At 43.1% G+C, this 23,764-nt stretch carries 31 protein-coding genes and 2 pseudogenes; 5 read left to right on the top strand and 28 right to left on the bottom strand.

Going from position 1 to position 23,764, the window contains the following annotated elements:
* From BM008_RS14250 to BM008_RS14320, 16 genes are all read right to left on the bottom strand, one after another.
* On the bottom strand, positions 1 to 318 hold a 318-nt coding region (locus BM008_RS14250), incomplete at its 3' end, for a hypothetical protein (protein ID WP_143072371.1).
* Positions 315 to 1,763: a hypothetical protein gene (locus BM008_RS14255; protein WP_091938212.1), complete on the bottom strand. Its 1,449-nt coding sequence runs from the start codon at positions 1,761 to 1,763 to the stop codon at positions 315 to 317. The genes BM008_RS14255 and BM008_RS14250, both read right to left, overlap by 4 nt.
* Positions 1,763 to 2,095: a hypothetical protein gene (locus BM008_RS14260; RefSeq protein ID WP_091938214.1), complete on the bottom strand. Its 333-nt coding sequence runs from the start codon at positions 2,093 to 2,095 to the stop codon at positions 1,763 to 1,765. Before BM008_RS14260 ends, BM008_RS14255 begins: the two co-directional genes overlap by 1 nt.
* Complete coding sequence (locus BM008_RS14265) at positions 2,092 to 4,284, bottom strand: phage tail tape measure protein (RefSeq protein ID WP_091938216.1); 2,193 nt, start codon at positions 4,282 to 4,284, stop codon at positions 2,092 to 2,094. Before BM008_RS14265 ends, BM008_RS14260 begins: the two co-directional genes overlap by 4 nt.
* A gap of 1 nt (position 4,285) precedes the next feature.
* A complete protein-coding gene (locus BM008_RS14270; RefSeq protein ID WP_091938218.1) occupies positions 4,286 to 4,552 on the bottom strand; it encodes a hypothetical protein in 267 nt (88 codons plus the stop codon).
* Complete coding sequence (locus BM008_RS14275) at positions 4,549 to 4,908, bottom strand: hypothetical protein (RefSeq protein WP_091938220.1); 360 nt, start codon at positions 4,906 to 4,908, stop codon at positions 4,549 to 4,551. Before BM008_RS14275 ends, BM008_RS14270 begins: the two co-directional genes overlap by 4 nt.
* Before the next feature lie 2 nt (positions 4,909 to 4,910).
* The gene (locus tag BM008_RS14280) at positions 4,911 to 5,705 is read right to left on the bottom strand and encodes a hypothetical protein (RefSeq protein WP_091938222.1); all 795 of its coding nucleotides are present in this window, start codon (positions 5,703 to 5,705) and stop codon (positions 4,911 to 4,913) included.
* A gap of 4 nt (positions 5,706 to 5,709) precedes the next feature.
* Positions 5,710 to 6,090, bottom strand: a complete 381-nt coding sequence (gp17, locus tag BM008_RS14285) for a tail completion protein gp17 (protein WP_091938224.1) — start codon at positions 6,088 to 6,090, stop codon at positions 5,710 to 5,712.
* Positions 6,087 to 6,518, bottom strand: a complete 432-nt coding sequence (locus BM008_RS14290; protein WP_091938226.1) for an HK97-gp10 family putative phage morphogenesis protein — start codon at positions 6,516 to 6,518, stop codon at positions 6,087 to 6,089. The genes gp17 and BM008_RS14290 overlap by 4 nt, the downstream gene beginning before the upstream one ends.
* A gap of 4 nt (positions 6,519 to 6,522) precedes the next feature.
* Positions 6,523 to 6,819 (bottom strand): hypothetical protein, encoded by a 297-nt coding sequence (locus tag BM008_RS14295; RefSeq protein WP_143072372.1) that lies wholly within the window; start codon positions 6,817 to 6,819, stop codon positions 6,523 to 6,525.
* Complete coding sequence (locus tag BM008_RS14300) at positions 6,795 to 7,148, bottom strand: putative minor capsid protein (protein WP_091938230.1); 354 nt, start codon at positions 7,146 to 7,148, stop codon at positions 6,795 to 6,797. Before BM008_RS14300 ends, BM008_RS14295 begins: the two co-directional genes overlap by 25 nt.
* A gap of 2 nt (positions 7,149 to 7,150) precedes the next feature.
* Entirely contained in the window at positions 7,151 to 7,513 is a 363-nt protein-coding gene (locus tag BM008_RS14305; protein WP_143072373.1) for a hypothetical protein, read from the bottom strand.
* A gap of 18 nt (positions 7,514 to 7,531) precedes the next feature.
* On the bottom strand, positions 7,532 to 7,708 hold the full coding sequence (locus tag BM008_RS15020; protein WP_177188102.1) for a hypothetical protein: 177 nt from the start codon (positions 7,706 to 7,708) through the stop codon (positions 7,532 to 7,534).
* A gap of 9 nt (positions 7,709 to 7,717) precedes the next feature.
* Positions 7,718 to 8,584 (bottom strand): encapsulin, encoded by an 867-nt coding sequence (locus BM008_RS14310; RefSeq protein WP_091938234.1) that lies wholly within the window; start codon positions 8,582 to 8,584, stop codon positions 7,718 to 7,720.
* Positions 8,585 to 8,593: 9 nt separating this feature from the next.
* Entirely contained in the window at positions 8,594 to 9,049 is a 456-nt protein-coding gene (locus tag BM008_RS14315; RefSeq protein ID WP_091938236.1) for a structural cement protein Gp24, read from the bottom strand.
* Complete coding sequence (locus BM008_RS14320) at positions 9,049 to 10,041, bottom strand: hypothetical protein (RefSeq protein ID WP_143072374.1); 993 nt, start codon at positions 10,039 to 10,041, stop codon at positions 9,049 to 9,051. The genes BM008_RS14315 and BM008_RS14320 overlap by 1 nt, the downstream gene beginning before the upstream one ends.
* Positions 10,042 to 10,179: 138 nt before the next feature.
* Here BM008_RS14320 and BM008_RS15170 point away from each other — a divergent pair.
* A pseudogene (locus BM008_RS15170) lies at positions 10,180 to 10,311 on the top strand (IS5/IS1182 family transposase); the annotation flags it as partial.
* Positions 10,312 to 10,356: 45 nt separating this feature from the next.
* Here BM008_RS15170 and BM008_RS14325 read toward each other — a convergent pair.
* Entirely contained in the window at positions 10,357 to 11,199 is an 843-nt protein-coding gene (locus tag BM008_RS14325; RefSeq protein ID WP_091938240.1) for a TrmB family transcriptional regulator, read from the bottom strand.
* A 150-nt stretch (positions 11,200 to 11,349) separates the two neighbouring features.
* On the opposite strand from BM008_RS14325, the gene BM008_RS14330 reads away from it, so the two are divergent.
* From BM008_RS14330 to BM008_RS14340, 3 genes are read left to right on the top strand one after another with little or no spacing between them, the layout of a single operon-like run.
* A complete protein-coding gene (locus tag BM008_RS14330) occupies positions 11,350 to 12,519 on the top strand; it encodes a COG1361 S-layer family protein (RefSeq protein WP_091938242.1) in 1,170 nt (389 codons plus the stop codon).
* On the top strand, positions 12,506 to 13,708 hold the full coding sequence (locus tag BM008_RS14335) for an ABC transporter permease (protein WP_091938244.1): 1,203 nt from the start codon (positions 12,506 to 12,508) through the stop codon (positions 13,706 to 13,708). Before BM008_RS14330 ends, BM008_RS14335 begins: the two co-directional genes overlap by 14 nt.
* 2 nt (positions 13,709 to 13,710) lie before the next feature.
* A complete protein-coding gene (locus tag BM008_RS14340) occupies positions 13,711 to 14,394 on the top strand; it encodes an ABC transporter ATP-binding protein (RefSeq protein WP_091938246.1) in 684 nt (227 codons plus the stop codon).
* Positions 14,395 to 14,551: 157 nt separating this feature from the next.
* On the opposite strand, the gene BM008_RS14345 is transcribed toward BM008_RS14340, so the two are convergent.
* The 11 genes and pseudogenes from BM008_RS14345 to BM008_RS14395 form a co-directional block, all read right to left on the bottom strand.
* Positions 14,552 to 14,905: a HepT-like ribonuclease domain-containing protein gene (locus BM008_RS14345; protein ID WP_091938278.1), complete on the bottom strand. Its 354-nt coding sequence runs from the start codon at positions 14,903 to 14,905 to the stop codon at positions 14,552 to 14,554.
* 10 nt (positions 14,906 to 14,915) lie between these two features.
* Positions 14,916 to 15,215, bottom strand: coding sequence for a nucleotidyltransferase family protein (locus BM008_RS14350; protein WP_091938248.1), 300 nt, complete (start codon positions 15,213 to 15,215; stop codon positions 14,916 to 14,918).
* 170 nt (positions 15,216 to 15,385) lie between these two features.
* Positions 15,386 to 16,198: a minor capsid protein gene (locus BM008_RS14355; RefSeq protein ID WP_177188103.1), complete on the bottom strand. Its 813-nt coding sequence runs from the start codon at positions 16,196 to 16,198 to the stop codon at positions 15,386 to 15,388.
* 81 nt (positions 16,199 to 16,279) lie between these two features.
* Positions 16,280 to 17,506, bottom strand: coding sequence for a hypothetical protein (locus tag BM008_RS14360; RefSeq protein ID WP_091938252.1), 1,227 nt, complete (start codon positions 17,504 to 17,506; stop codon positions 16,280 to 16,282).
* A gap of 6 nt (positions 17,507 to 17,512) precedes the next feature.
* Positions 17,513 to 17,710 (bottom strand): hypothetical protein, encoded by a 198-nt coding sequence (locus tag BM008_RS14365; protein WP_091938254.1) that lies wholly within the window; start codon positions 17,708 to 17,710, stop codon positions 17,513 to 17,515.
* A 286-nt stretch (positions 17,711 to 17,996) separates the two neighbouring features.
* Positions 17,997 to 18,335 carry a cupin domain-containing protein gene (locus BM008_RS14370; protein WP_091938256.1) on the bottom strand — a complete coding sequence of 113 codons (339 nt, stop codon included), beginning with the start codon at positions 18,333 to 18,335 and terminating at the stop codon, positions 17,997 to 17,999.
* Positions 18,336 to 18,402: 67 nt separating this feature from the next.
* Positions 18,403 to 20,088, bottom strand: a complete 1,686-nt coding sequence (gene hcp, locus BM008_RS14375) for a hydroxylamine reductase (RefSeq protein ID WP_091938259.1) — start codon at positions 20,086 to 20,088, stop codon at positions 18,403 to 18,405.
* A 213-nt stretch (positions 20,089 to 20,301) separates the two neighbouring features.
* Positions 20,302 to 20,532 carry a cytochrome b5 domain-containing protein gene (locus tag BM008_RS14380; RefSeq protein ID WP_091938261.1) on the bottom strand — a complete coding sequence of 77 codons (231 nt, stop codon included), beginning with the start codon at positions 20,530 to 20,532 and terminating at the stop codon, positions 20,302 to 20,304.
* Between the two features lie 477 nt (positions 20,533 to 21,009).
* Positions 21,010 to 21,444, bottom strand: a complete 435-nt coding sequence (locus tag BM008_RS14385; RefSeq protein WP_091938263.1) for a DUF6144 family protein — start codon at positions 21,442 to 21,444, stop codon at positions 21,010 to 21,012.
* A gap of 430 nt (positions 21,445 to 21,874) precedes the next feature.
* Positions 21,875 to 21,943, bottom strand: a pseudogene (locus tag BM008_RS15305) (PEF-CTERM sorting domain-containing protein); the annotation flags it as partial.
* 36 nt (positions 21,944 to 21,979) lie between these two features.
* Entirely contained in the window at positions 21,980 to 22,828 is an 849-nt protein-coding gene (locus BM008_RS14395) for a methanogenesis marker 8 protein (RefSeq protein WP_091938265.1), read from the bottom strand.
* Positions 22,829 to 23,137: 309 nt separating this feature from the next.
* Here BM008_RS14395 and BM008_RS14400 point away from each other — a divergent pair, with 309 nt between their 5' ends.
* Complete coding sequence (locus BM008_RS14400; RefSeq protein ID WP_091938268.1) at positions 23,138 to 23,707, top strand: TetR/AcrR family transcriptional regulator; 570 nt, start codon at positions 23,138 to 23,140, stop codon at positions 23,705 to 23,707.
* The last annotated feature ends 57 nt before the right edge of the window (positions 23,708 to 23,764 follow it).

Consider the following 23,764-nt stretch of genomic DNA (forward strand, 5'->3'; position numbering starts at 1 on the left):
GCCTGGTGCCATCGGGTCAAATATCCAGTGAAGCACCTCGTCCTGGTCAACTTCCTTGAAGATAGTCTCGACATATTTCACTCCCTTTGCCGGAGAATCGTAGAGCCTTGCTACTAAATTCTTCCCACCCGCATCGTGTACCACTATTTTGATGCGACCAAAATAGTGTTCTGCCGTGAAAGCCTGGCCAAAGCTGGTTGTGGTTTCGTCCCATGCTGCTGTACCGCCTGTCCTTGTCTCTAGTTCCACTCCTGTCTCTGGTCTGACCTTGACGTAGACCATGTCCTGCTGTGAGTTTGTTATCTTGCCTACGCTCATTCTTCAGTGCTCCTTGTGAAGACTATCTTCTGTCCAGTTGGTACTTCAAATATCAGATCCTTGCCTATGCTGGATGTCTTTACCTTAAACCCATTCATGTCCAGATCCTCTTCTGCAGGGTTACTGAAACCACCACCTCCGGATACAATTACACGTTCGTTGTTGATGGGGAGAACAATGCTCTCATCAGAACCAAGCACTTTTGCAGTGATCGTACCTCCTCTGTTCAATGCAACAGATGCCATGGACCCCGATTCAGGGAGTGTAGCCACACCGATCTCTGTGGATGCTTGCGATGCCAGTACATCCATGACAATAGATTCTGTAATGTCCACACTATTGGGTGACACCGAGTAGCCTTTCAGCCTGCTGTGGCTCAGGTCCCTGTCCGGAACACAAACAATGTGCACTTCAGAGGACGTGGCGGTTTTTACGTGAGAAATCTCAACTATCCTTACCCAGTTGACCCCGGTCATACCTACTGTGTAAAGTACATCTGTATATTCGGTCCAGCCATCGAACTTGACAAGCTGATACAGTTCCAGATTATGTCTTTTTGTAAGGGTTGCAGAGATCCTCTTTACAGGAAAATTGAATAAAGCGTAAAGCTCAGAAGCACGCTGGTCTGCACTGGCCTGGCTGGTGACGTATGGGGAAGGATATTCCATGTACTCTCTGGGCTTTGCTGTCCCGTTTGTGACATTGGGACTTTCCACTACTCCAGTGTACCAATTGCCGGAGGAATCGCACCCCTTGGCGATGATCCTGTTGTACTTGTCATCGGAGGAGTTAGCCACCGTGATCTCAAGAATATCATTGTCCGTTTTCTCAAGCACTGCGGGCAATGGCAGGTCCAGACCATCTGTATCATCATCGATCTCTCCTGACCTGATGAAATAGGCACTGGTAATCCAATCTGGAGATTGTTCGGTTCCTGCATTTCGCCATTTGACCTCGAAAATGCAGTTGTAATACTCCGCAATCTCCGCGATTGCATCAAGTTTTGAAGTATCTGGATTGAATACGAATTCCTTTTTTGTAATGGCAGGATCAGGAGTACGTATCTTGTATGGATCCACGCCTGTCACTGTGGCCCAGTTGCTTCCACCAAGCAAGTCCTCGATATAGGCGATGATACTATCTGTGTCTGCCAGTACCAGCTGAGTATCAGGTACGAACTGCCGAGATAAGAACCATCGGAGGTCATAGGCATATATGTCAACTGCTTCTTCCACAAGTTTCAGATCATATGATTCATCAGGGGCTGTTATGCCACAAAACACAGCTTTGTTGTTTCCGGATTGGTCTTCCAGCTCAATAAGCACATCTGAATAGTTGACCGGGATGGAAACATCTACTATATGTGATTCCAGTTGCCAGAAAGCGTCCTTGATGGTTTTTGAAACTTTCAAGGATTCCAGAGGATATGTGTTCAGATCAACCATTATGCAGTATGCCTCCCAAAACTGATCGTGTAAGTATACTTTCCACTGCCCATAATCAGTTCCTTATACTTGAGCGGAGGAACAATGTAGCAGCTGGTGTATGAATCGGAGTCAATTACCAGTGTACCTGGCGAGCCGAGTTTTCCCAGCAGAGTGGATATCTCGGAAAATACCTCTGTGTAGCACTCAAACGTCCTGGCGAACTTCTGCTCAGGAGATGCCTGGATGTACGTTTTCCCGGAAAGCAAGGTCGTTTCCTTGAAAGGAGAATCAACCGAAATTTCCGTATCCCTTATCACAGATACAGGTGAACCATCGAAAGTAACAATCATATGCCATACCCCCGTTGAACACGTTTTTGCCTGTTGTATTTCTCCAGGTCATGGACAAACTTCTCGAAGGGGTAATCTGCAGAGAGGTTGACATTCTGGACCACGAACTCATCTCCTGCATATGTATTATTAGTGGTACTTGTGCTTGTAGAGAAAGATCCAGCTACATTGGTTAAACCCGAGGCCAGCACTCCATCCATTTTTCCGATGGAGTTTTTGAGAGGGGATACAAAGAACGCGTCCCAATTTGGAAGTTCTGACAATGGGCCAACCTCTGCAGGACTATGTGGGAGATATCTGGAAATGCCGGAAAATACGTCTGAGACCGTAGATGTCAATGGATTTACCATCGACTTTATTCCGTTGATGAAATTCTGTATCAGGTCCTTTCCTGAACGATAGAAGCTGCTACCAGCGGAGGAAAATATCGAAAGTATAGGATCAAATGCACTCGATATTATGGAGTACAAGAAATCCATACTATTATTGGCAATATTCTGCAATGTCTGCCATGCACCTGCCCAATCTCCCGTGAGTATTTGTGCAAATAATAGAATTAGGTTGAGTATCTGGCCAAGCACGTATTCAAACGTTTTCAGAACCAGAGGCAGCCAGACCATTACATTATCGACTACATGGTCTGCAATGTATGAGACCAATGTCCCAAGAGCAGACACAATAACAGCCACCGCAGATGTGATCGTATCACCATTCTCAGTCCACCAATCACTTATTCTGTTCATGGCATTGGACACAAAGTCCTGTACAATGGAAATGAGCGGTTCAACTGCAGTACGGATGTTTTCCAGTGTATCCATAACCACTGGAGATACTTTGTCCCAGCTCTTCCATATCAGAATAGCACCCAGTGCAAGAGCAGCAATCGCTATGCCCACCGGACCTGTTATAATCGCAACTATACTACTCAAAGCTCCAGCCAGACCGGCACCACCGAGGAAGGTTGTTATTGTTCCGATAGCACCGATAGCAGAACCTGCTACAATCAGCACTGGTCCAATGGCTGCAGCTATGGCTGCTACTGCTACAATGACCTTGAGTATTGGTTTTGGAATTCCAGATACAACGTTGAGAAACTCAATGAAAGCACTAACCAGTGGCATGAGTCCTTCAGCGATCACATCACCGAAAGTTATCATGACATCTTGAAGTGCGGATTTGAGCTCACGTATAGCACCTCCTGGTCCCCCTTCCATTTCCTCTGCCATTTTAGCTGCAGCACCAGCAGAATTCTCGAGCAATTTTGTCTGATCATGAATAGCAGCGGACCCCACAGATAACAATGCAACCATACCAGGACCTGCTTCCTGCCCAAAGAGTGACATGGCATCTGCTGTGGACAGACCAACTTTGCTCAATCTGAAAATGATATCTGTGAAAGACTGTGTGGTAGGATCCACATCCGCAAGGGTGAGCTGGTATTTCTCCAGCACTCCGGCAACTTCAGCGGTTGGATCTGCAAGCCGTGTCAAAGCACCTCGTAATGCAGTACCAGCACGACTTCCTTGAACACCTGCATCTGACATCTTTCCGATGATGGCAGCAGTCTCTTCCATGGATATCCCCATGGCAGCAGCAAGGGGAGCAACATAGGACATTGCCTGTCCAAGCTGAGTAATATCGGTGTTAGAGGAAGCAGATGCTTTGGCCAGAACATCAGCCACCCTTCCGGCTTCACTTGCCTCCAGATTAAAGCCTGTAAGTACGTTTGATGCGATATCTGCAGCTATTCCAAGATCTATTGCTCCAGCAGCTGCAAGGCTGAGCATATCGTCGATGGATTCCATAACCTCAGAGGTGGAGAAACCTGCCATTGCAAGGTACTGCATACCTTCGGCAGCTTCACTGGCAGAGAAACGAGTCGATCGGCCAAGTTCCCTGGCAAGGTCTGTCATCTGCTCAAACTCATCGCCAGTAGCTCCAGAGATGGCTTTGACCTTTCTCATGGAATCATCAAAAGAGGAAGCAGTATGAAACGCCACGGCTCCAAGACCCAGAACAGGAGCTGTAACATATGTGGAGAGCGTTTTCCCGGCAGAGGTCATCTGCTTACCAGCTTCCTGAAACTTCTTCCCCATCTGGCTGGCCTGTGAACTCACTTCATCAAATGCTTTCTTGATCTGGCTCACATCTCCGATAATCGAAACAATGAGTTCACCGATAGAAGTCATATCAACCTCTTTTTATCTTGTTACCGTACAGCTCGTAGAATCGTTTCAGGTCTGGTTTATCGCCAGAATCCGTTTCTGACACTTTTTTCTGTCCATTCAAAGCCTCTCCAAGCACACCCCAGAAAACCCTGGCCTGCATCTCAACTGCATGAATCCCTTTTTCATAATAGAACATGACCTGGTCCGTGGACATATGGTCCAGAAGACGATCAGGAGTGGCCCAGGAGTACATGATCCCCATCTGGGCAAAGATGTCCCCGATGGTCACTGACAGTTTTTTTCTGAATCCTCTGCAGGCTTGATCTCCTCCAGTTTTAGGATGATAGGTTCCAGGACAAACTTCGAGAACTCAACAAGAGTGAACATATCCACATTATCCATGAGCCAGTCTGCGGTTATCTTTGGATTCGAACGCCGACAAGCAGTTGCAACCACCTCGACAAAACTCTCGATGTTCTTACCGTTCTCGAGATTTTGTATCTTCTCAGGAGAGTCAGTCATATCGATGAGCTTCAGGGTTGCACGTGTTGAGAATACTGAAACATCAACTTCTTCTCCTCCTATCCTTGCAACACGCTTCACCGGTGCAATGGTATCGAAATCCTTCATGATATCAGAGCTCATGTTCAGACCCCCTGCTCATCGTAGATCTCATACAGTTGGTCACCTGCTGTTCTGCTAACATCCAGCACGCCTTTCATCTTCAGATGTGGCATTGCAGGATCATCTCCATCATCTGCAGGGAACTCAATGTTCTGACCTTCATTGACCGTGGCCTTGTAGAGTGTGATGCGGAAGATCTTATCGTTCTCATCGGCGTTGGTGATACGAACCACACGATCCGAGATTGAGGTCTTACCACCGCTTGTAAGAGTGGCAGCAGAGCTGGGAGTATAGGAATAATCTACCTTGATACCTTCACCGTCAGAGATGACAGTAGAATCTGATACCCTGGCAATGCAGGTGTATCCATCGGAATCAACTGCTACTACGTAGTCGGTGTTCCTGACAGCTGCATTGTCTGATGCATCTGTAACCACAATGCTGGAAACTTCAGTCCCATCTCCATTCATGTGATCGAGCTTTACAAAATCAGTGCCTTCAAGAGTATGTGTTTCATCGGTCACGGATACAGGAGTTCCTGCAACCGTGGAATATGTGTCCAGGTCACCTCTTATGGTGTTTAGGTTTTCCAGGTCCACTTCCATCATGTCACATTCAATGTATGCGACATGTTCCTTGATTCCAACCTTCACAATACCAGCATTATCGGACTTGACCTCCACATCCTCCCATTCTTCCTTGAACACTGCATTACGAATGGCGCCGATATTGACAAGCGATCCTATGGATGTACCTATCTCCAGTTTTCCGGATCCAAACCGGATGGCATTTGAGTTCTGTACGGTTGTTTGTGCCATGTTATTACCTCATGTGTATGATCTTGAAATCTATCGGAATGTGAAAAATGCCAGAACCATCCTCTATAGCATCATGCGAATCAAGGTATGCTATTTGCTTGATGGGATTCCCGTCGGCCACACCTTTATACCGGTTCAGACATTCGATGACGGCATCTGATAACTGCTGTACCTGGGCATATGTCCCGGACCAGCAGGAGAACTGATACCTTGGAGTGGCAAAACCGGTCACATGGTCGATAGGATTGCTTATCTTGTGGATGGATATCGCTGGCATTTGACAATCAAGCGGTAATCTCAGCGGATATATCCTGTCGCTGATAAGATCAGCCACTGAACTGTCCTGCAATAGCAGATTTCGAAGAGCTCCATGAACAGATGTCATCTATACTTCCTGATCACATGCTGAAGCTTGATGCTGATCGCCTTTTCAATCTCGTCGGTGTTCTCATCCAGAGCAGGTCTGAGGAACGGTCGTGGTTGCTGATGGTATCTCCTTCCCAGGGAATCGGTATCATTGAATCCCTTCTCAAGACGCATTGCATAGTTCATGGTAGAGCCGACCATCACCTCACACCGTTCGTTCGACTTTTCAACAGACACAGAATTGACCTCTGCGAGATTGCGGAACAGGTTACCTGTTATCCTGTGTGGGAAATCATCACCACCCTTTCTGGAATTCTCCTGGGCAGCCCTCACAACAACATCACCTCCTGCAAGCACACCCTCCTCCAGAACGTCGGCAATGTCCTTGCCCAACTCCTGCAGGTTCTTCTGCAGCTTTTCCATTCCTCTGACTTTGAACTGGAACATATCATCACCGGATTATCTGCACCACGATCCCTGCCAACTGCAGGACCACAACGACGGTCAACCCGACGAAAGCGTTCCTTCCCAGCCAGCGGTTCTGTCGCTCTTCCAGCACACGGATCCTTTCTTCATGATCCTCGATGGAACACTTCTCAAGTACACGAATCCTCTTCTCATGATCATCGAGCTGACAGCTCATCTTGTCAATGCCTGCACGAACGTGCTTGACATCGTTATGAGTCTCAATTATCTTGTCATAAGTGTCAGAATCAATCTCCATTATTCCACCGCCTTGAGCTTGCATTCGTAATGATGAACAGTAGAGTTGAACAGCCGGGTGATCGGTATGACAGACAACACCTCATAAGAATGGGAATAAACGGGAACCGTGCTGCTGATGGTATCGCCTGCTTCCACAACAATACCAGAAGGCAGTATCACAGAGATTTCTGAAACACTGTGCTCCCCGCTTTCAAGAACGTCTATCTTGCCCTGATCATCAGATGTCAGAAAACGGCATGGTGATACGGTGCTGTTCTCTGCATAGACAGGAGAACCATACTCGTCTGTCCCGGCCTGAGTCCCTGAAACAATGGTGCATTCGTGGATCAGACCAATGGTATGAATGGTCATTCCTATTCCTCGCTGTTCACCGTTCTGATACCACTTCTGCCATATGGGATTGAGAAAGCCCGATGCTTGTACCTGTTTATGTATGAAGTGGCCTTCTCACGATGCATCTGTATGTCAGCATCAACATCGTTTGACTGCTGTTCGGAACCCAGTTTGACCTGCTTTGCAAGTTCACCGGTGTACTTCATTCGTTCCAGAACGGTTGCAGCTGAGAGATGTACACAAGCTATGTTCAGTGCAGGTTCAGTGCTCTCCGTACTCGCACCGGTTTCAAGAGATATCTCTGCCGATGTGTGAGTTATGATGGCAAGTATATCATCATCCGTTACGGATTCCGGAGATACGATCGTTTTTACTTCTGACACCGAGCATAGCATCTAGGTTCACTTTCCGGCTGCTTTTCTCTTTGGGGTCGTTTCTTCTTCGAGTACCACAAGGGTATTACCCATTCTTTCAGCTCTTTCTGCGGGAATATCGAACATATCTCCCTGCCTGAACTTCATTTCCTTTCCATCGATATCGATAGCAAGGTTTTTCACGTTGACCTGGACCTTGACCATGTTCTCACCTCAGATTGCACTGGTCTTGCAGATAGCTACGTCCTGTTTTATTCTCAGGATTCCTGCACTGTAGACACGACCGTTAAGATCGCCTGTGTCGGGGTGTTTTGAGTCCACGCCATGCTCTGTCTTGAAATCGGATGTCATGTAGAAGTCGACATAAGGTTCTCCGACGTTCTCTGTTGGGCACACAAAACCTGTACCTGCAGTCAGCGTGTTGGTACCGAATACCTGCCCGCCGTTGAGCATGTCCAGGATATCCGGCATTTCTTTGATACCGTTTGCACTGCGGCTGGCCATCAGTTGCCTGCGCTGTGTGGTTGCAAGTACCCAGTTGAAAGAAAGACTGTCAACAGGAATGCCATCATCATCCATGAGTTCATAGACACCTGCCAGGGCATCGGTGGCATTGCCATAGGTCCCAAAGTCCTTGCTTACAGCATAATCGTTACCGGCTCCCTGGTAAAGTCCATTCATATCATAGTTAGTACCGTCATTGCTGACCCCCATCATAATGGCTGCATTCTCTGCCTTTGCTGCCTTGTATGCTGCAGAGATGGAAGATGCTTTATCGACATCTACTCCGCTTCTAAGCCAGCTTTCATAAATGCGTCTATCAACCGTGTAGTCCTTCCAGTAGACAGGTATCTTTGAGTTGGTCAGGGAAACTTCGATCTTGTCCTCGTTACCATCGCGGAAACCATATGATACGTATCCGTCACTGACATCTGTTATTCTACCCCAGTCAACGGAAGTTATACCGAATCCCTTCTCCGAGGTCACATGTACCAGTTTCCTTCCGATAAGAGCGTTCCTGAGAGCAGGGACAAGGGAGGAGTCTATTTCTTTTGAGAATGTTGCGAGTGCATTTGTCATTTTTTCACCTCATATGAGACTCAGTACTACAATATCTGCAGCAGCTGAGCTTGCATCTACTGATTCCTCTGCGATGGCCACTATCTCGTCGGTTCCGACAATGCCTGCTGCAAGCTCTCCGTCAGCAGCTGCCTTAAGACGTGCGCCTTTGGTCACGTTCTGACCTGATGCAAGGCTGCCAACAATTAGGAAACTGCCTCCATAGAGGACAGCAGCCATGTCATCCAGTGCGTAGATGGTATCGACGTCAGTGGGCATGAATGCAGGATTGGTCTGCTCGTATCCGAGCCATCCCAGTGTAGCACCAGCTGCGGTGTTCACAACCATATCGTCATCATTGGTACCTTTCTTGACAAGCCTACCTGGGTACATGTTCGCGGCATTTTCGATCTTAAGCTCCTGTTCCAGAGGACTTCCACCGGCCACTATCTTGTTTGCTGGCTTCACAACACCTGAGTATGCCATTATTCCACCACCCATTCATTCTTGGTGCTGTCCCATCTGCCGACAGTACCCATGCTTGTTGAGCTGGGGTATTTGACATTATCAGCTGTTGCTCCAAGCTTTATGCTTCCCAAATCATCTGCAAGCTTTTCGATATCCGATGCTGTCAGATGCTGGTAATCTTCATCTTTTGTCTCGAGGTTCAGATTCTTCCTGGCAGCTGTGAGGCTTTCCATTGCATTGTCTCTCCTCTGCTCTTCCTTGTATGCCACTATCTTGGCAGTGGCTATCTCATCGGCTTTGCTTGCCACCAGCTCCTGCACCTGTTCTAAAGGAACGGATGTGGCCTTGTCCTTTTCATATGAAGCGACCACTTTTTCGAGATCATTAACCTTTGTTTCAAGTTCTGTATTAGCAGCCTTCAGATCCTCGATATCCTTATCTTTGGCTACATTGTCCTTTTCGAGCTCAGCAAGTTTTTCATCCGGTGAAGGATCTCCACCGCTGTTAGGATTGTCTTTGTTATTTGTCACAGGATCACCTGATGCGATGATTTTGAATTGATGAATGTTACGTACCGCTACCTTTCCTTCCTCGGCAGCTGCTATGTTCCAGGTTGCCTGCTCCCACGCAGGATTCTGGACAAGGGTCAAGGACCTGGCCTGGACTCCGCTGGCCCAGTTATCATCGATAGAATCGGCCAGAGAATAGACACTCCATGTGTTTTCCCAGGTACCATCCTGAATCTTTCTTTCAGCCACGGAGTCGGTTACCGATGCTTTTGCTTTGATCTCAGATCCTTCTCGCCAGGCATCGACAATCCTGCCGATCTCAGCATTGGGATCCTCAGAAAAGTCACAATCATGGGGTGCATCCCGTGGGCATATACGAAGTACAGAGCCTTTGAGAGAGGAGATGGCATTATCTACTTCTGAAAAGGGAATGCCCCATCCGTTTTTATTTATCTCGCCGAGTGGAAATGCAGTACCTTCAATAGTGATAGCCATCGGCATTCAAGTACAAATACAACGGGTATAAAAAGGTTATACAACTAAAAAATGTCAAATAATTAAGAGAGAAATTCGATTAACTCACGTCTCTCATCCTACTTATTGCTAAAATTTAAATGATATATAAATAACTTAATTAACATGAATAATTTAACTGATTTTGCCCTTAACGAGGAATACAAACGTCTTCAATCGGTTGGTGATAAGCTTGCTGAAATCGAATCACTGATCAATTGGAAACTTTTTCGACAAATCCTGGAATCAATGTATATAGGCCTACTATAAATTCATATAACTCGACGGAATAGTTAAGAAGACTTAATCATAAGACAGCTGATTCTTGCCATTTTGCCAGAATTCTTCGAATTTCCTGTGAAGCTCACCTGACAATTTCTGGTCATACAGTTTGACCATTCCGAATGTTCTGTCTGCGGAAAGTGGATCATTGACTTCCAGTATTACCATCTTCCTATCGATCAATACGAATCTGTGAGGAGTATCTAAAACCTTTATTTGCAGATACTTATTGATATTCTGCATAATAGATCCATCTTCTGCAGGGTCATTCCATTCCCTTAATGCTTCGGAAAGTGCCGGGTTCGGATCTATCATCCTGATCTTTATTCCTTTTTTTATTAACGGAAGAAGAGTATCATGGAACATTAAAGTGAACCTGTCCTTGAATTGTCTGGAGTCCATTGATCTTATGTTTCTCGGGACAATTACGCAAATTTCATTTTCAGCTTCATTGTAAACACTTTTGATCATTTTCATGACCTCTTCATCCCCCATTGCCGCCGACCAGAAGTGTTGTTCTCTGTCTTCCTGAATACTGTAGTAAGATAAAGACTGTTTAATGTTATCTATTGTCTTTCTTAAATTCTCCATTTCTGTTTTCATTTCACTTTCTTTTCTAATGATAAAATCATCAAATGCGATCCTCACATCGATTGCACGATATTTTTTAGGTCTGGAACGCTGGACTTCAATAAATCCCATGTTCTCCAGATTTTCAAGAACTGCATAGATCTTGCCCATTGGGATCTTTGATTTTTTTGATAGTGCCCTTGCATCTGTAAATCCATCTTTCAATATTGTCAAATAGGCAGCTGCCTCGTATTTATTGAATCCTATATTTCTTAGCAATTGTTCATTTTCCATGTTTAAACCACTTTAAGGTTTATCATCGAGTGAAATTCCAATATATCAACAACCACTTAGTTGTTTATAATTATTATGATATGAAATCTCATATTTTAAAATGTATTTGCTAAAATTTGCAAGATACAGGAGAATACCACGGTGAGTTCTATGAAAAAAAGTGTACAAAATATCAATATCCTCATGCTAATTCTATTACTGATCATTACTACTCCGGCTGTCTGCTCTGCAGGGATCAATGGGATTGAAATAAGCGCCATGGAAATCACACCACTGCCAGCAGAACCGGGAGATGATGTCACTCTGAAAATAAGGGTCACAAACAACGGTGTAGAGACGATTGAAGACTTTTCAGTAAAAATAGATGTAGAATATCCTTTCTATCTGAAAAGCGAAAGTAATAATTTTGAGAATAAGAGAATACTGAATGTTGGCTCCTCTGTGGATAATATCTATTACCTGACAGTCGATCCTAATGCCATCTCCGGTACATATCCAATAGAATTTGATGTTTATGTCAACGATGTGGTACTTAATCCGCCGGACAATAATGTTTACGTGCAGGTCATTGGAAGACCGGACCTTATAATAAAAGCGAATGCTATTGATAATGTTGCTCCGGGAGATATTTTTCCGTTAAAGATATCCGTTGATAATGTCGGTACAGGCATGGCTAAGAATGTAAAGGTTATTTCCGAATCTGAAAACATACTGATACTGGGATCAAACATTGAACTGATAGACCGGATAATGCCTGCGGAAACATCGGAAATTGAATATGATTTTATTGCAAAGAACGACTTGGACCCTGATGCACATCAATTCCCTATTGTACTCAAATATATTGATGAACAGGGGACAAACTATACTTTGACCTATAATATAGGGATCAATATACTGAACAGGGCAGAGATCGGAATACAGAGTATAAAAATAACCCCCACACAGATAACTCCTATCGATGAAGTATACATTGCCGGAATTATTGAGAACACAGGAAACGGTGATGCAAAAAAGGTAGTTCTGGAATTAGAAAATGAAGACAGAAGCTATAAGTCTTTTATCGGGGAGCTCAAAAGTGATGATGACGCTCCGTTCTATTTCTATATTGACCCCGGTGCTACAGGGAACAAAGACCTCAACATAACCATAAACTACACCGATGATTTTGGCTCATATGAGCTGGAACAATCAATACCCATCGAAGTAGAGAGACCAAAGACCAATATGATCCTGGTCATTTCCCTGCTAATAATAATAGCCATACCAGTAGCTTATATTGTCTATAAGAGAAGGCGGGGTGAAAATGCAGAGCAATGACCTTAAAGTAATGCTTTTCCTTGCATACAAGAACCTCACCAAAAGCAAGATCACTTTCATGGTCATTGTTGCTGTAATGGCGATGAGCTTTCTCTCCATTACTTTTTTTGCTTCGATCATTGATGGTCTTGGCTACGAATTTGAAGAAGGGATGATCAGGGGACAAACCGGACATCTCATGATAGAACCCCAGGAAGATGAACTTTATATTTCAGATTCCGCGGACCTTGTGAAAGATATCAGAAGGATTCCCGGGGTTGTCGGGGTTGCACGAAGACTTGATGCCAGTGCAGTGGCAAGGCATGAAACTATAGAGATAGGAAATCCTGTCCTCTTTATAGAACCCGAAAATGAAAAAGATGTATCTGATTACTGGAACAGTGTTATTGCAGGTGAATATCTCTCAAAGAGAGACACTGATGAGTTGCTGATAGGAGCAAATCTGGTTAAATCCTATGCTGAAGAAGGAGACACTCAGAAAAGGTTTGATGTGGAGGTAGGAGACAGGATCACATTGAGCTTTAGTAACGGATTTGTAAAAGAGTACAGAATAAAAGGCATATACAAAACCGGGTCACGCTTTGTGGATGACAAAATAATAGTCAACTTCGAACAGTACCAGTTGATATTCGGATCTACAGATGATATTGCATCTAACATTCTCATAGCACTTCCTCAAAGAGGCATGGAAGGACCATATACTGAACAGATCATCGATCTTGGAGTTAGTGAACAGATAAACCAATGGCAGACAAAGATGGGAGCTGTGAACCAGTTTGTAGGAAGTCTTCAGATAACAAACCAGATCACAGGCACCATTGGACTTTTGACTGCTTTTGCGACGATTTACATAATCATATTCATCAATGTCACAAATAAAAGAAAACAGATAGGGATACTCAAAGCAGTAGGCATTAAAAAGCAAATAATCCTGGGGTCGTATGTTTTGCAGTCGTTGACCTATGGGATCACGGGAGTGATAATTGGAAATATAGTAATGAAGCTGTTGCTTTTGCTTCTGTCGATACATCCGCTAAACATGCCTATCGGACCGGTCATCCCGATCCTCACAACTGAAAGACTTATGACCACATCCGCCACACTGATACTGGCATCGATAGTAGCCGGATTCTTCCCATCAAAAAAAGCGGCTGATGAGAATATACTGGATGCAATATTTGGAGGATGAACATGGAAAGAACAATAATCAAGACAGAGCATCTTGAAAGAGTCTATGCCACTGGTGCTGTTAAGACCTATGCCCTCAAGGATATCAGTATTGAAATTGAGGAGGGAGAGTTTGTTGCCATCATGGGAAAGAGTGGAAGCGGCAAAAGCACCCTCTTACATCAGCTGGGACTTCTGGATAAGCCTACAAAAGGAAACATAATCATAGACGGAAATGATGTCATCAACATTTCTGAAAAAGAGAGGACAAGGTTCAGACTCCACGAATTAGGTTATGTTTTTCAATCATATAATCTGATACCAGAACTTACAGCTATTGAGAATGTATATGTTACACCAATGGCCAGAAATCTGAAAAAGGAAGAGTATGAGAAAATGGCAGAAGAAGTGCTTACTGCAGTTGGACTAAAAGACCGGATGTATCATTATCCTTCTGAGCTTTCCGGAGGACAGCAGCAGAGGGTGTCCATTGCAAGAGCATTGGTCAATAAACCAAAGATCCTTTTTGCAGACGAGCCAACAGCAAATCTTGATTCCGCATCATCCGAGGATGTTATAAATCTGTTCAGGAAATTCAATAAGGAGATCGGACAAACCATAGTAATGGTTACACATGAAAAGGATGAAGGTGAAAAAGCAGATCGGATTATCTGGGTCAAGGACGGATTACTGGATACGGACAAATAGTTCCAAGAACAATACAACGGGTATAAAAAGATTATACAATTAAAAGGGAGACAAGAATACTGAAAAAGAGAACGGAAATAATGTCCAATTTAGGTCACATGATATATATAATACGTGAACGTTTTTACACATAAAGTTCGATTCCCAGTAAGACGGGTTAAGTTTTTTCCTGCTCATCTATCTCAACCAGAATTGCCCGAATAGAATTCCTTAAACCAATCAAACGATTGCCAACAACATCCCACACAATCACATAATCGATTCCGAAATAACCATGAGCTAAGCGATCCCGCATACCAGCAATCACTCGCCACGGAATGCCAGAATAAGTTGCTTTTATTTCATCCGGCACATTCTTAGCGGCTTCACCAATGATCTCGATATTCTTCACAACTGCCTTCTGAGTTTTCCTATCGTTGAGAAAATCACTGAAGTCCATTCCTGAAGTGAAATCTTCAATCTCATCGATCGCTTCAACAATGTCAGTTAAAAACAACCTGTACTCACGCATGAAAACCACCTCATGCATGCGCATAAATCACTTCTGAAAAAATCCTGCTCTTCAATTCATCCCTTAAGGCACGTTTCGAGATGATATCTACCTTTGACTCGAACTCGTCTTCAAGAAAAATTCCAAGGGCTGAGAGATCAAAAAGATCCGCCCCTTTCTCAAACTCAACAAGGAAATCAATATCGCTGCCGGTTTTGTATTCATTCCTTACTACCGATCCAAAAAGGCCTATTTCCTTTACCTTATAGTTCCTTTTCAACTCAGGAAGCAGCTCATCCAGTCTTCCCAGAATAATATCCCTTTTGATCATATTGATTCCTTTATGAGATCTCTGATACACATTTTGGAGGGTCTTTTTATATTATTGCTTTGGTTGGCATTGTCTGACTACTCCCATGAATTCATTCATGAGAATAGTCGGTATTTCAACTATTAGTTTAATAGATATTAACTGATTCTAATAGTTTATTTTTAAATATCCTAAACTAGTATGGATACCTTCAAACCATCCTCCATCATCAACCTCTTCTCAATGTCCTTATCCAATATGAACTTAGATATGCGATATTTCTCATTGAACCTCTCAATGTTTTCAAAGGCTTTCTCTAGAACCTTCTCATCAACTAATTCTTTAAGGAAATCACCTTCTTGATCCATCTGATGACGAAAGTCACGGTTCTCGAACTCTGCAGCAGGATTAATTACCCTGGTAATTGGCACTGGTTTTAGACCACTCCGGCAATGATGATGCAAAGGCGGCCTGTACAAATCGAGAAAATCAGATTCCGTTGAGAACATCGTACCATGCAAAGCCCTGCACTGATTGCTTGTCCTGTCATCAAGTTCAGCATCGAACTCAACATATTCCACTCCACGTTGTCGATACCGGTACACTGTTGTGTGGATCGCAACATCTGCAGTGAAGGTCCTGACAAACCTGACTGCCTTGTATCGCTCTCCTTCCCAGAGGTCTACTATCCTTTTGGCCAGCTGGTTGGGATGCATTGTATAGATAGCATCATCTTTGAGCATCTGGACGATAGATTCTACAACATTATCTGCCAGCTCTGTAGATATCCTCACAGCTTCTTCTGTTAGTACATATGAATCTTCGACTGCAGCCGCAGAAATCTCCTTCAGTTGATTGTCAGCATACACCAACGATTGTTTGATGATCTCGGTGATGATATTATCCAGTTGCTTAACATAGGTCTTTGATCCAAATTCCCTACGGACATTGTGGACAAGCTCTCGCTTATAGTCCACGGTCCTTAATCTGAATACTCTCTCCATGGTGCGTTCTAAAAGCGAGATAAGCTGATTCTCGACTCGGATTAGTTCTGGGGATCTCAGAAGTGACGTCATATCACCTGATCATTCCCCTTCCACCGGAAACCCACCCCATTTGAGAAGTTGCTCTTTAGTGAGGACTCCGCTATTGTACCATTCTATCACATCACGGGATTCCAGCTGTGGTCGACTAAGCTCCTCGAACTCTATCCATACAGAATCTTCCGTCTTGTTCATGAGCCGAAGGCGCATATTGATGGCACTGTTAGCAATATTCCAGACAATATGTTGCAGACCTTCCAGGACAACCATACGGTCCTCTTCGGATACATATCCTGCAGCATAGGTGGATCCTTTCGTGTCTCCCATACTGAGAGGGGATTGCAGCAGACCGATCTGGATGTCTGTTTCCAGGGATTTCTTGAATGACATGACGTCCAGTGAGCCCTTTGCATCAACAGGAATAACATCAAGACCCACTGCAGCAATATCCTCGTTCTCAGAGAGGTACTTATGTTCGTCAAGCCAAGCATCTATAACCTTCTGAGCATCTTCTATGCTGACAATCTCCTGTTCAACCAGCTTCTCAAGGAGCTTGAAGTCGATAAGGTACCTGCCATTGCCGTATTTCTTAACAAAAGAAACGTATCCATGGTTGATGTTTAGCAAGTTCCGGATACTGAGTTCAATAGGTACCATCATGGAAGCCCCGTAAATGCCGTATGTATCTCTCTTGAGAGGATCCTTTTGAACAGTATCCCAGGCATTATAGGAGCCACAGACAACATCACTGATCTTCATGATCTTCCTTTTGGCCTTGTCACTTTCATTGATAACAACAGACCCTGTTGGAGGAGTAAGAATCTCCTTCGGGTTCATTTCTCCTACGGTAAAATCCTCCGGGAGAATAGTTGTGTTTTGCATGAGCAGTGGTATCAGAGAGAAGTTTTCTGCACTTCCAATAGGTAATGCCACATAAGTACCGTCCCTGCAGAGAAGCCTGGCAAGTGTCTGCACCTGCTCAAGGAAGTTGACCTTACTGGACCATCGCTCAAAATCTTTAATAATCTTGGAACCGGTTCCATCAAACTGCATGCCTTTTACTAGGGAAAGTGCCAGCTTGTTCAACGATGTTGAGACGTGTGGAGTGCAGGTTGAAAGCTGCTGGTAGTACTTGAACCGGTTATCAGTGTCGAAGTTCTGATAACCTCCGAACTTGCTGGATGTATCTGTTCTTTTGACACCAGCAGAGGCCATGAGAGTGATTGGCTTAGTATTTGGGTCATTGATTGTGGCATTCAGACGGACCATGCTACCTCACAGATGGTTCTTAATCAGAGCCTTTGCTTCTACAGCAGTGATCTTACCATCTTCCAGTGACTGCAGGACTTCATAGACAAAGGATTTCCGCCCTTCTGCAGTCTTGTTCTTCCACCAGAGTTTTACCCGGATGGCGACGCCTGCACCAATTCCCAACAGGAAGGTGACTGCTTCGGTAGCATATGATTCGATCATGTTTCGTTGCTCCTTATTTCGTGTTGGCCACACCATTCATCTGAGGGAACTACCGGAAAACCAACCTTCGCAACTGGAGACTCGCGTCTGCAAAAACCATATGTAATTGCCGTTGGTTTGAAAAAGGTGCACGTAGAACAGGTATCACTCATGCAGTGGAATCAAAATGCTGCAACTATATAAGTTTAATACACTCTCTTGGGGAGAGGAACTTACGGCACTGCAGAAATTTATCAAAACAAGCATTTTGATTTTCAAAGATTTCTACAGAGCCAAAATAATTAACTTACATCATTTTAGTCTGCTCTGCTTGACGTGGTACCTTTACCACAAGGAAACGAAAGAGACTGTCACTTTCATTCATGAGCCTGTGAGGGATCTTTGCAGGGCTGTCCACAAGCATGTCCTTTGTAACTGTCTGCTGCTCATCACCAATCTCTACTATTCCCTCGCCTTCAAGCACATAGAAGAATACATCTACAGGAGTTGAATGCTTTTTCAAAGCATCTCCCGGTTTTAGCTGCATGTGCATAACCTGGGCATTTTCGGTGTCGTAGAGTTTATGAACAGTTACTCCGTGGGGGTTATCTTTCTTCTCTGCATCTTTGTAATTTGTTATAATCATATATTCACTTCCTTAAATAGAATGAAATCAAGAAATCATTTTAGTAATTATCTTCCAGTAAAAAGATTTAAAGAAGGACCTTGAGGTCTTCTTCAACTGTTGAGTTAGGTCTGATATTGAAGTTCTCGACAAGGACATTGAGAACATTTGGTGAAACAAATGCTGGTAGTGTAGGACCGAGCATGATATTCTTGACACCAAGGCTCAGCAGTGCAAGCAGTACAAGGACTGCTTTCTGCTCGTACCATGCTATGTTATATGATACCGGCAGGTCGTTGATATCATCAAGTCCGAAGGCTTCAGCAAGTGCTTGTGCGATGACAACCAGTGAATAGGAGTCATTACACTGGCCTGCGTCGATCACCCTTGGTATTCCACCAATGTCACCAAGATCAAGCTTGTTGTAACGGTATTTTGCACACCCTGCTGTAAGGATGACTGTGTCCTTTGGAAGAGCTTCTGCAAAGTCAGTGTAGTAACTTCTTTCCTTGTGTCTTCCGTCACATCCTGCCATTACAACGAACTTCTTGATCTGTCCGCCTTTTACAGCTTCGATGATCTTGTCGGCAACAGAAAGTGCTGATACATGAGCAAAACCGCCCATGATTGTGCCTTCCTCAAGCTGCTCAGGTGGTTTGCATGCCTTTGCCTGTTCGATGATAGCGGAGAAGTCCTTGCCACCATCCTCACCGGCATTGAGGTGAGCGACACCATCGAAACCGACAATTCCGGTTGTGTAGATCCTGTCGATGTAACTTTCCTTTGGAGGAACTATACAATTGGTGGTCATGAATATCGGACCATTGAACTTCTCGAACTCTTCCTTCTGCCTCCACCATGAGCCTCCGTAGTTACCAACGAAGTTATCGTATTTCTTAAAAGCAGGATAGGAGTTTGCAGGAAGCATCTCACCATGGGTGTAGACATCGATGCCTGTTCCTTGGGTCTGTTCTAGAAGCTGTTCAAGGTCTCGCAAGTCATGTCCACTGATAAGTATACCCGGATTATCCCTGACACCAATGTTGACTGCTGTTGGCTCAGGGTTTCCATAAGTAGTAGTATTTGCTTTGTCAAGCAATGCAAGGGTAGAGACACCCATTGAACCACATTCAAGTACCATTGGAACCAGTTCATCGACACCCATCTCATCATCCATTGTTGCAAGAAGTGCCTTCTCGAAGAATGCCATGACCTCATCGTCCTTGTAACCAAGGACATTTGCATGATGGGCATAGGCTGCCATACCTTTGAGACCATAGGTAAGCAGTTCTCTGAGGGAGCGGATATCCTCATTCTCGGTCCTCATGACACCTGTGTTCATATCTGCCAAATTTGCAGGCGTGACCTTTGCCATTACAGGTATTTCCTCTCCCGCATTTGGACTTGCACCGAGGAGTTTCTCCTTTATCCATTTTGGGAAGGACGAACCGGACTTTTCATTGATGACCTTTGAATCCATGAGTTTCTTTTTGATGCCGTCCTTTATCTCAAAGCCTTCGTTGATAAGCTTTTCAAAGTCAGCTTTGCTGAAGTTGGTATTTGTAACTGTGGCAAAAAGCCCGTCGAGGATGAACTGATCAGTCTTTGCATCATTGAGATTATTTGCCCTTGCCTTTGAGTTATAGAATGCAATACTCTTAAGGACATATATCAGGTCATCCTGAAGGTCTGCAACTTCACCTTTCTTTCCACATACTCCGTTCTTTGTACACCCGGAGGCATTCAAAGTTTCTTCACATTGATAACAGAACATTTTATTCACCATGCTTCTCAATTATGATATCTTTTAGATACTGATACATTAGGGATACTTGCATATAAGGAGAGTAGTTTCCAAGTGGATACCTATAACGTAGGCTAATTAACCTAAACATTTGCTTGGTCGATGTCGCAAATAGGCTTAGTAAACCAAGGTTTATTCTTTGTTTGTCAATGTATTTTATACAAAACTGAATTCCCAGACAATTTAGTCTACGAGGCTTCCAACGATTTCATATCCTTCAAAAACCTCTTCTCCGTGTGGGGATTCATCCATTTGTTCGCTAAGATCAAGACCACCTTCATGATCATAGTGTTCCCCATCTGCCCATGAAAAGCTTTCAGTCACATCATACACTTTCCCATAACAGGCAATATATATTTCTTTATTCTGTTTGCCATCATACTTTAAAAGTTCCTCTCTACTGAATTTTCTCACAAATATCACACCAGTTTGTTCATCTTGTATGTTTTTTGATTAAAGGATTAAACAGATATTTTTCATCATATGCCTTTCAATACACGATGGTCATATTACCATATCGAAAACAACAATTGATAATTTCTATGTCCCCCATTGACTACTTTCAATATACTTTACACAATACTTATTAGTTTGGTGTTCTTGGTATATCCTCGTGAAGCTTCGGATTCTCAATCACAAGTTATGCAGCCTCTTCCACTTGTTCCTCCCTGAAACTCCGAATGATATTCTGCAATGAAGTCTATCTAAGTTTTAGGCATTTTCTTGTAGTCATACTGAACGTATCCTACATTGATTTGAAGAAAAATAAAATCTCAAAATGTACGCTGCATCATATGAAGAAAAATGCTAAGGCAGATAAACCGTTTAGCTTGAATTCTCATTGAGGGAAGATTGGAGATGTAGGAATAAAAAAGAAAAATGGTTTTCATCTCATATTATAATTTTAAAAATGCATTCGTTGCTGCCACGCAATATTGTTTCAATAATTTCCACCTCAACCGGCCTACCAAAAAATTCACTCCATATTGCCTTGTGGTATCCTTTGGTACAATTGCATAACATGGAAGAATGTGTGAAATTTTCCGGTTCCATTTTACAGGAGCATTTTCCTTCAACCGCATGGATTATCAGGCCATCATCAACCTGCGTAATTGACCCAGGTAAATGTTTGCTAAGAAACTGTACGATCTCAGCATGGTTTTTACATTGCGAAGATTCTGTTTTCAATTCAGTTATGCGGGCAAGCATCCCGGTTCTGTGTGCACATTTTTCCCCACAAGCCTCTATTACACTTATAATGTTTTGATTTGAATTATCTTCCATTGTGCTAAGTAAATCATCTATCCATACAGCTAGATGGTTCATAGTATCCCTCCTTTTAAAATTACCATTACCGCTACAAGTCCTTTTAATATATATTCACCTTAAATTCATTGCTTGATATAAAAATGAATACTCTTTTAATATTGCATCTAACTAAAATTATGTTTTCCTTTAGAGTAAAACCTGTTAAAAACCACATTAAATTTCCAATTACTATTAATCGTCCTTTTTTTTCTTGTTATCTATATCCATCCATAAAAGTGTGAAGCACCTAATCCGAACCTCTACACCAACTTCTTCAGCTTCTCGATCACAAGCTCTGCAGTCTCTTCCACCTGCTTCTCCCTGTGATCGTTCTCCATTACATGAAACAAAATGCTAAGGCGGATAAGCCTTTTACGTTAAACATTCATGTTAAGAAAAAGCTGGAAATATGAGCAGTTCTCAATAAAATAAAAATATTTAGAGGAGATTATTCTTTTCTCCTCATGAACACAAAGGATAATCCAATTATTGCAACCATAGGAAGTGCTATTGTTGGAAACTCTGGGAAATACGTGTCTTTCTTATGCTGTCCTCATTTCAGTTCCCTTGGCTGTTTATCCTCAGGCAATGCAGGAAGAGCCTGAGTATTGATCAGGAGCGGTGTCTGGATATCTTTTGCTCTTTCGATAACAAGTTCCTTTCCTTTTTGTGTAAGGGCGAAAAGTGGTACAGCAGTCCCTACCTGTGCAAGGGGCTTAACAAGCTCCCTTACATGCTTTGAAGCACAACTTGTTGTGATGTCAGTATTTTCTATAAGAATCTGGACATCTTCCTTGCTTAAGCCTGTAACGTGAACAGCAATTATTATCAAATCCAGTCCAAGTTCTTTTTCAAGAACCCTTAGCTCTTTTGCAATTGACGGGATAGCTGCAGTTACAACGATTTTTTTGTGACCAAGCTCCGCAGCCTTTTTTACACCTGCTACAGGATCCATTACTGCAGTAGTGGGGTCGAGTACAATTCCATCGCGTTTGGTAATTCCTTTAATGATACCTTCAATAGGTTCAGTCTCTACAAGACCAGACATTCTTCCTCCCATTCCCTGAACAAGAGTAGGATTACTGGAAATCACAGTGCCTGCACCTTCACAGGCTGTTACTGTTGCATCAACCAAACCACGGCTTAAGCCTGTCATCATGATTTCACTGGCTCCAAAGCCTACAAAGTCTTCAAGCTCCAGGCGGCGGTTGTCGGTGAACATTCCGAAATCGCTGATTCTGAATTCCATGTTCTTTTTGACATCTTCAGATGTAATTGTTTCAAGTCCGCGCAATTTGGCAAAAATTGGGCACCATTTTACTTCTGGCTCACCAACTTCTACAACTTCTCCATCCTTTACAACTACTCTTGTTTTTCCTACTAATTCCATGATATGAGGCATGATTACACCATTTTCGATTTTGATAAAATAAATTGTTAGAAATCAATTTTGTGTTAGTGATTTGACTTTTGCCATATAAACCTACTTACCTATATATAAGTAACTATTCCAGCAGGATTTGAATTACCTTCCTAAAAAGTCAGGATAAGAAAAGCCTTCAACATATATGATTTTAATATTCTCAAATAAAAAAGCCATAATGATATCGAAAATTCCGAACAGATCAACAATCACTGCCAAAAGAATATATATATAGATGACTGCTATTAAATTAATCTACAAAAAGACAAAGAAATCTCAAGAATAAACATGAACCAGACTCAAGAACAAATACTACATTATGCAAGACTTTTCCTTCAATCCAGGGGTTATAATGGGTTCAGTTACAGAGATATAGCCAGGAAACTGGACATAAAAAATGCTGCAATCCATAATTATTACCCTAAAAAGGAAGATCTGGTTGCAACTCTACTTGAAGAAAGCAGAAAGGAAATCAATGCAAATTTCTCCAGAGTAGTGGAATCAGGAGGTGGAGGTAAAGAGCAGCTACAATCATATTTTGATTATACTTTCCAGGATTATGATAATGGAAGGCGTATCTGTCTGCCGGGTTCAGTAATAGTTTACCATGGAGAGCTTCCGGATAAAGTACAGGAACAAAATCTATTGCTTATTGATAATATAATAGGTTGGTTCTCAAGAGCTCTTAAAACAGGCCGTGAACAGGGTGAGTTTAACTTTTCCGGGTCTGTAGATGAGCGTGCTGATTTAATAGCCGGAACTTTGTTAGGTATCAGGCAATTATCCACTTTGAAGGGCAGAGACACACTTGTCAAGACAATAACCCTTATTAAAGCTGATCTTGGGTGGATAGATTGATTTTTTGTCAAACATTGCTTACTTATACATAAGTAGCTATGTTGGATATTACAATAA

Source organism: Methanolobus profundi, from assembly GCF_900114835.1.
In the GTDB taxonomy this organism is placed as follows: Archaea; Halobacteriota; Methanosarcinia; order Methanosarcinales; family Methanosarcinaceae; genus Methanolobus; species Methanolobus profundi.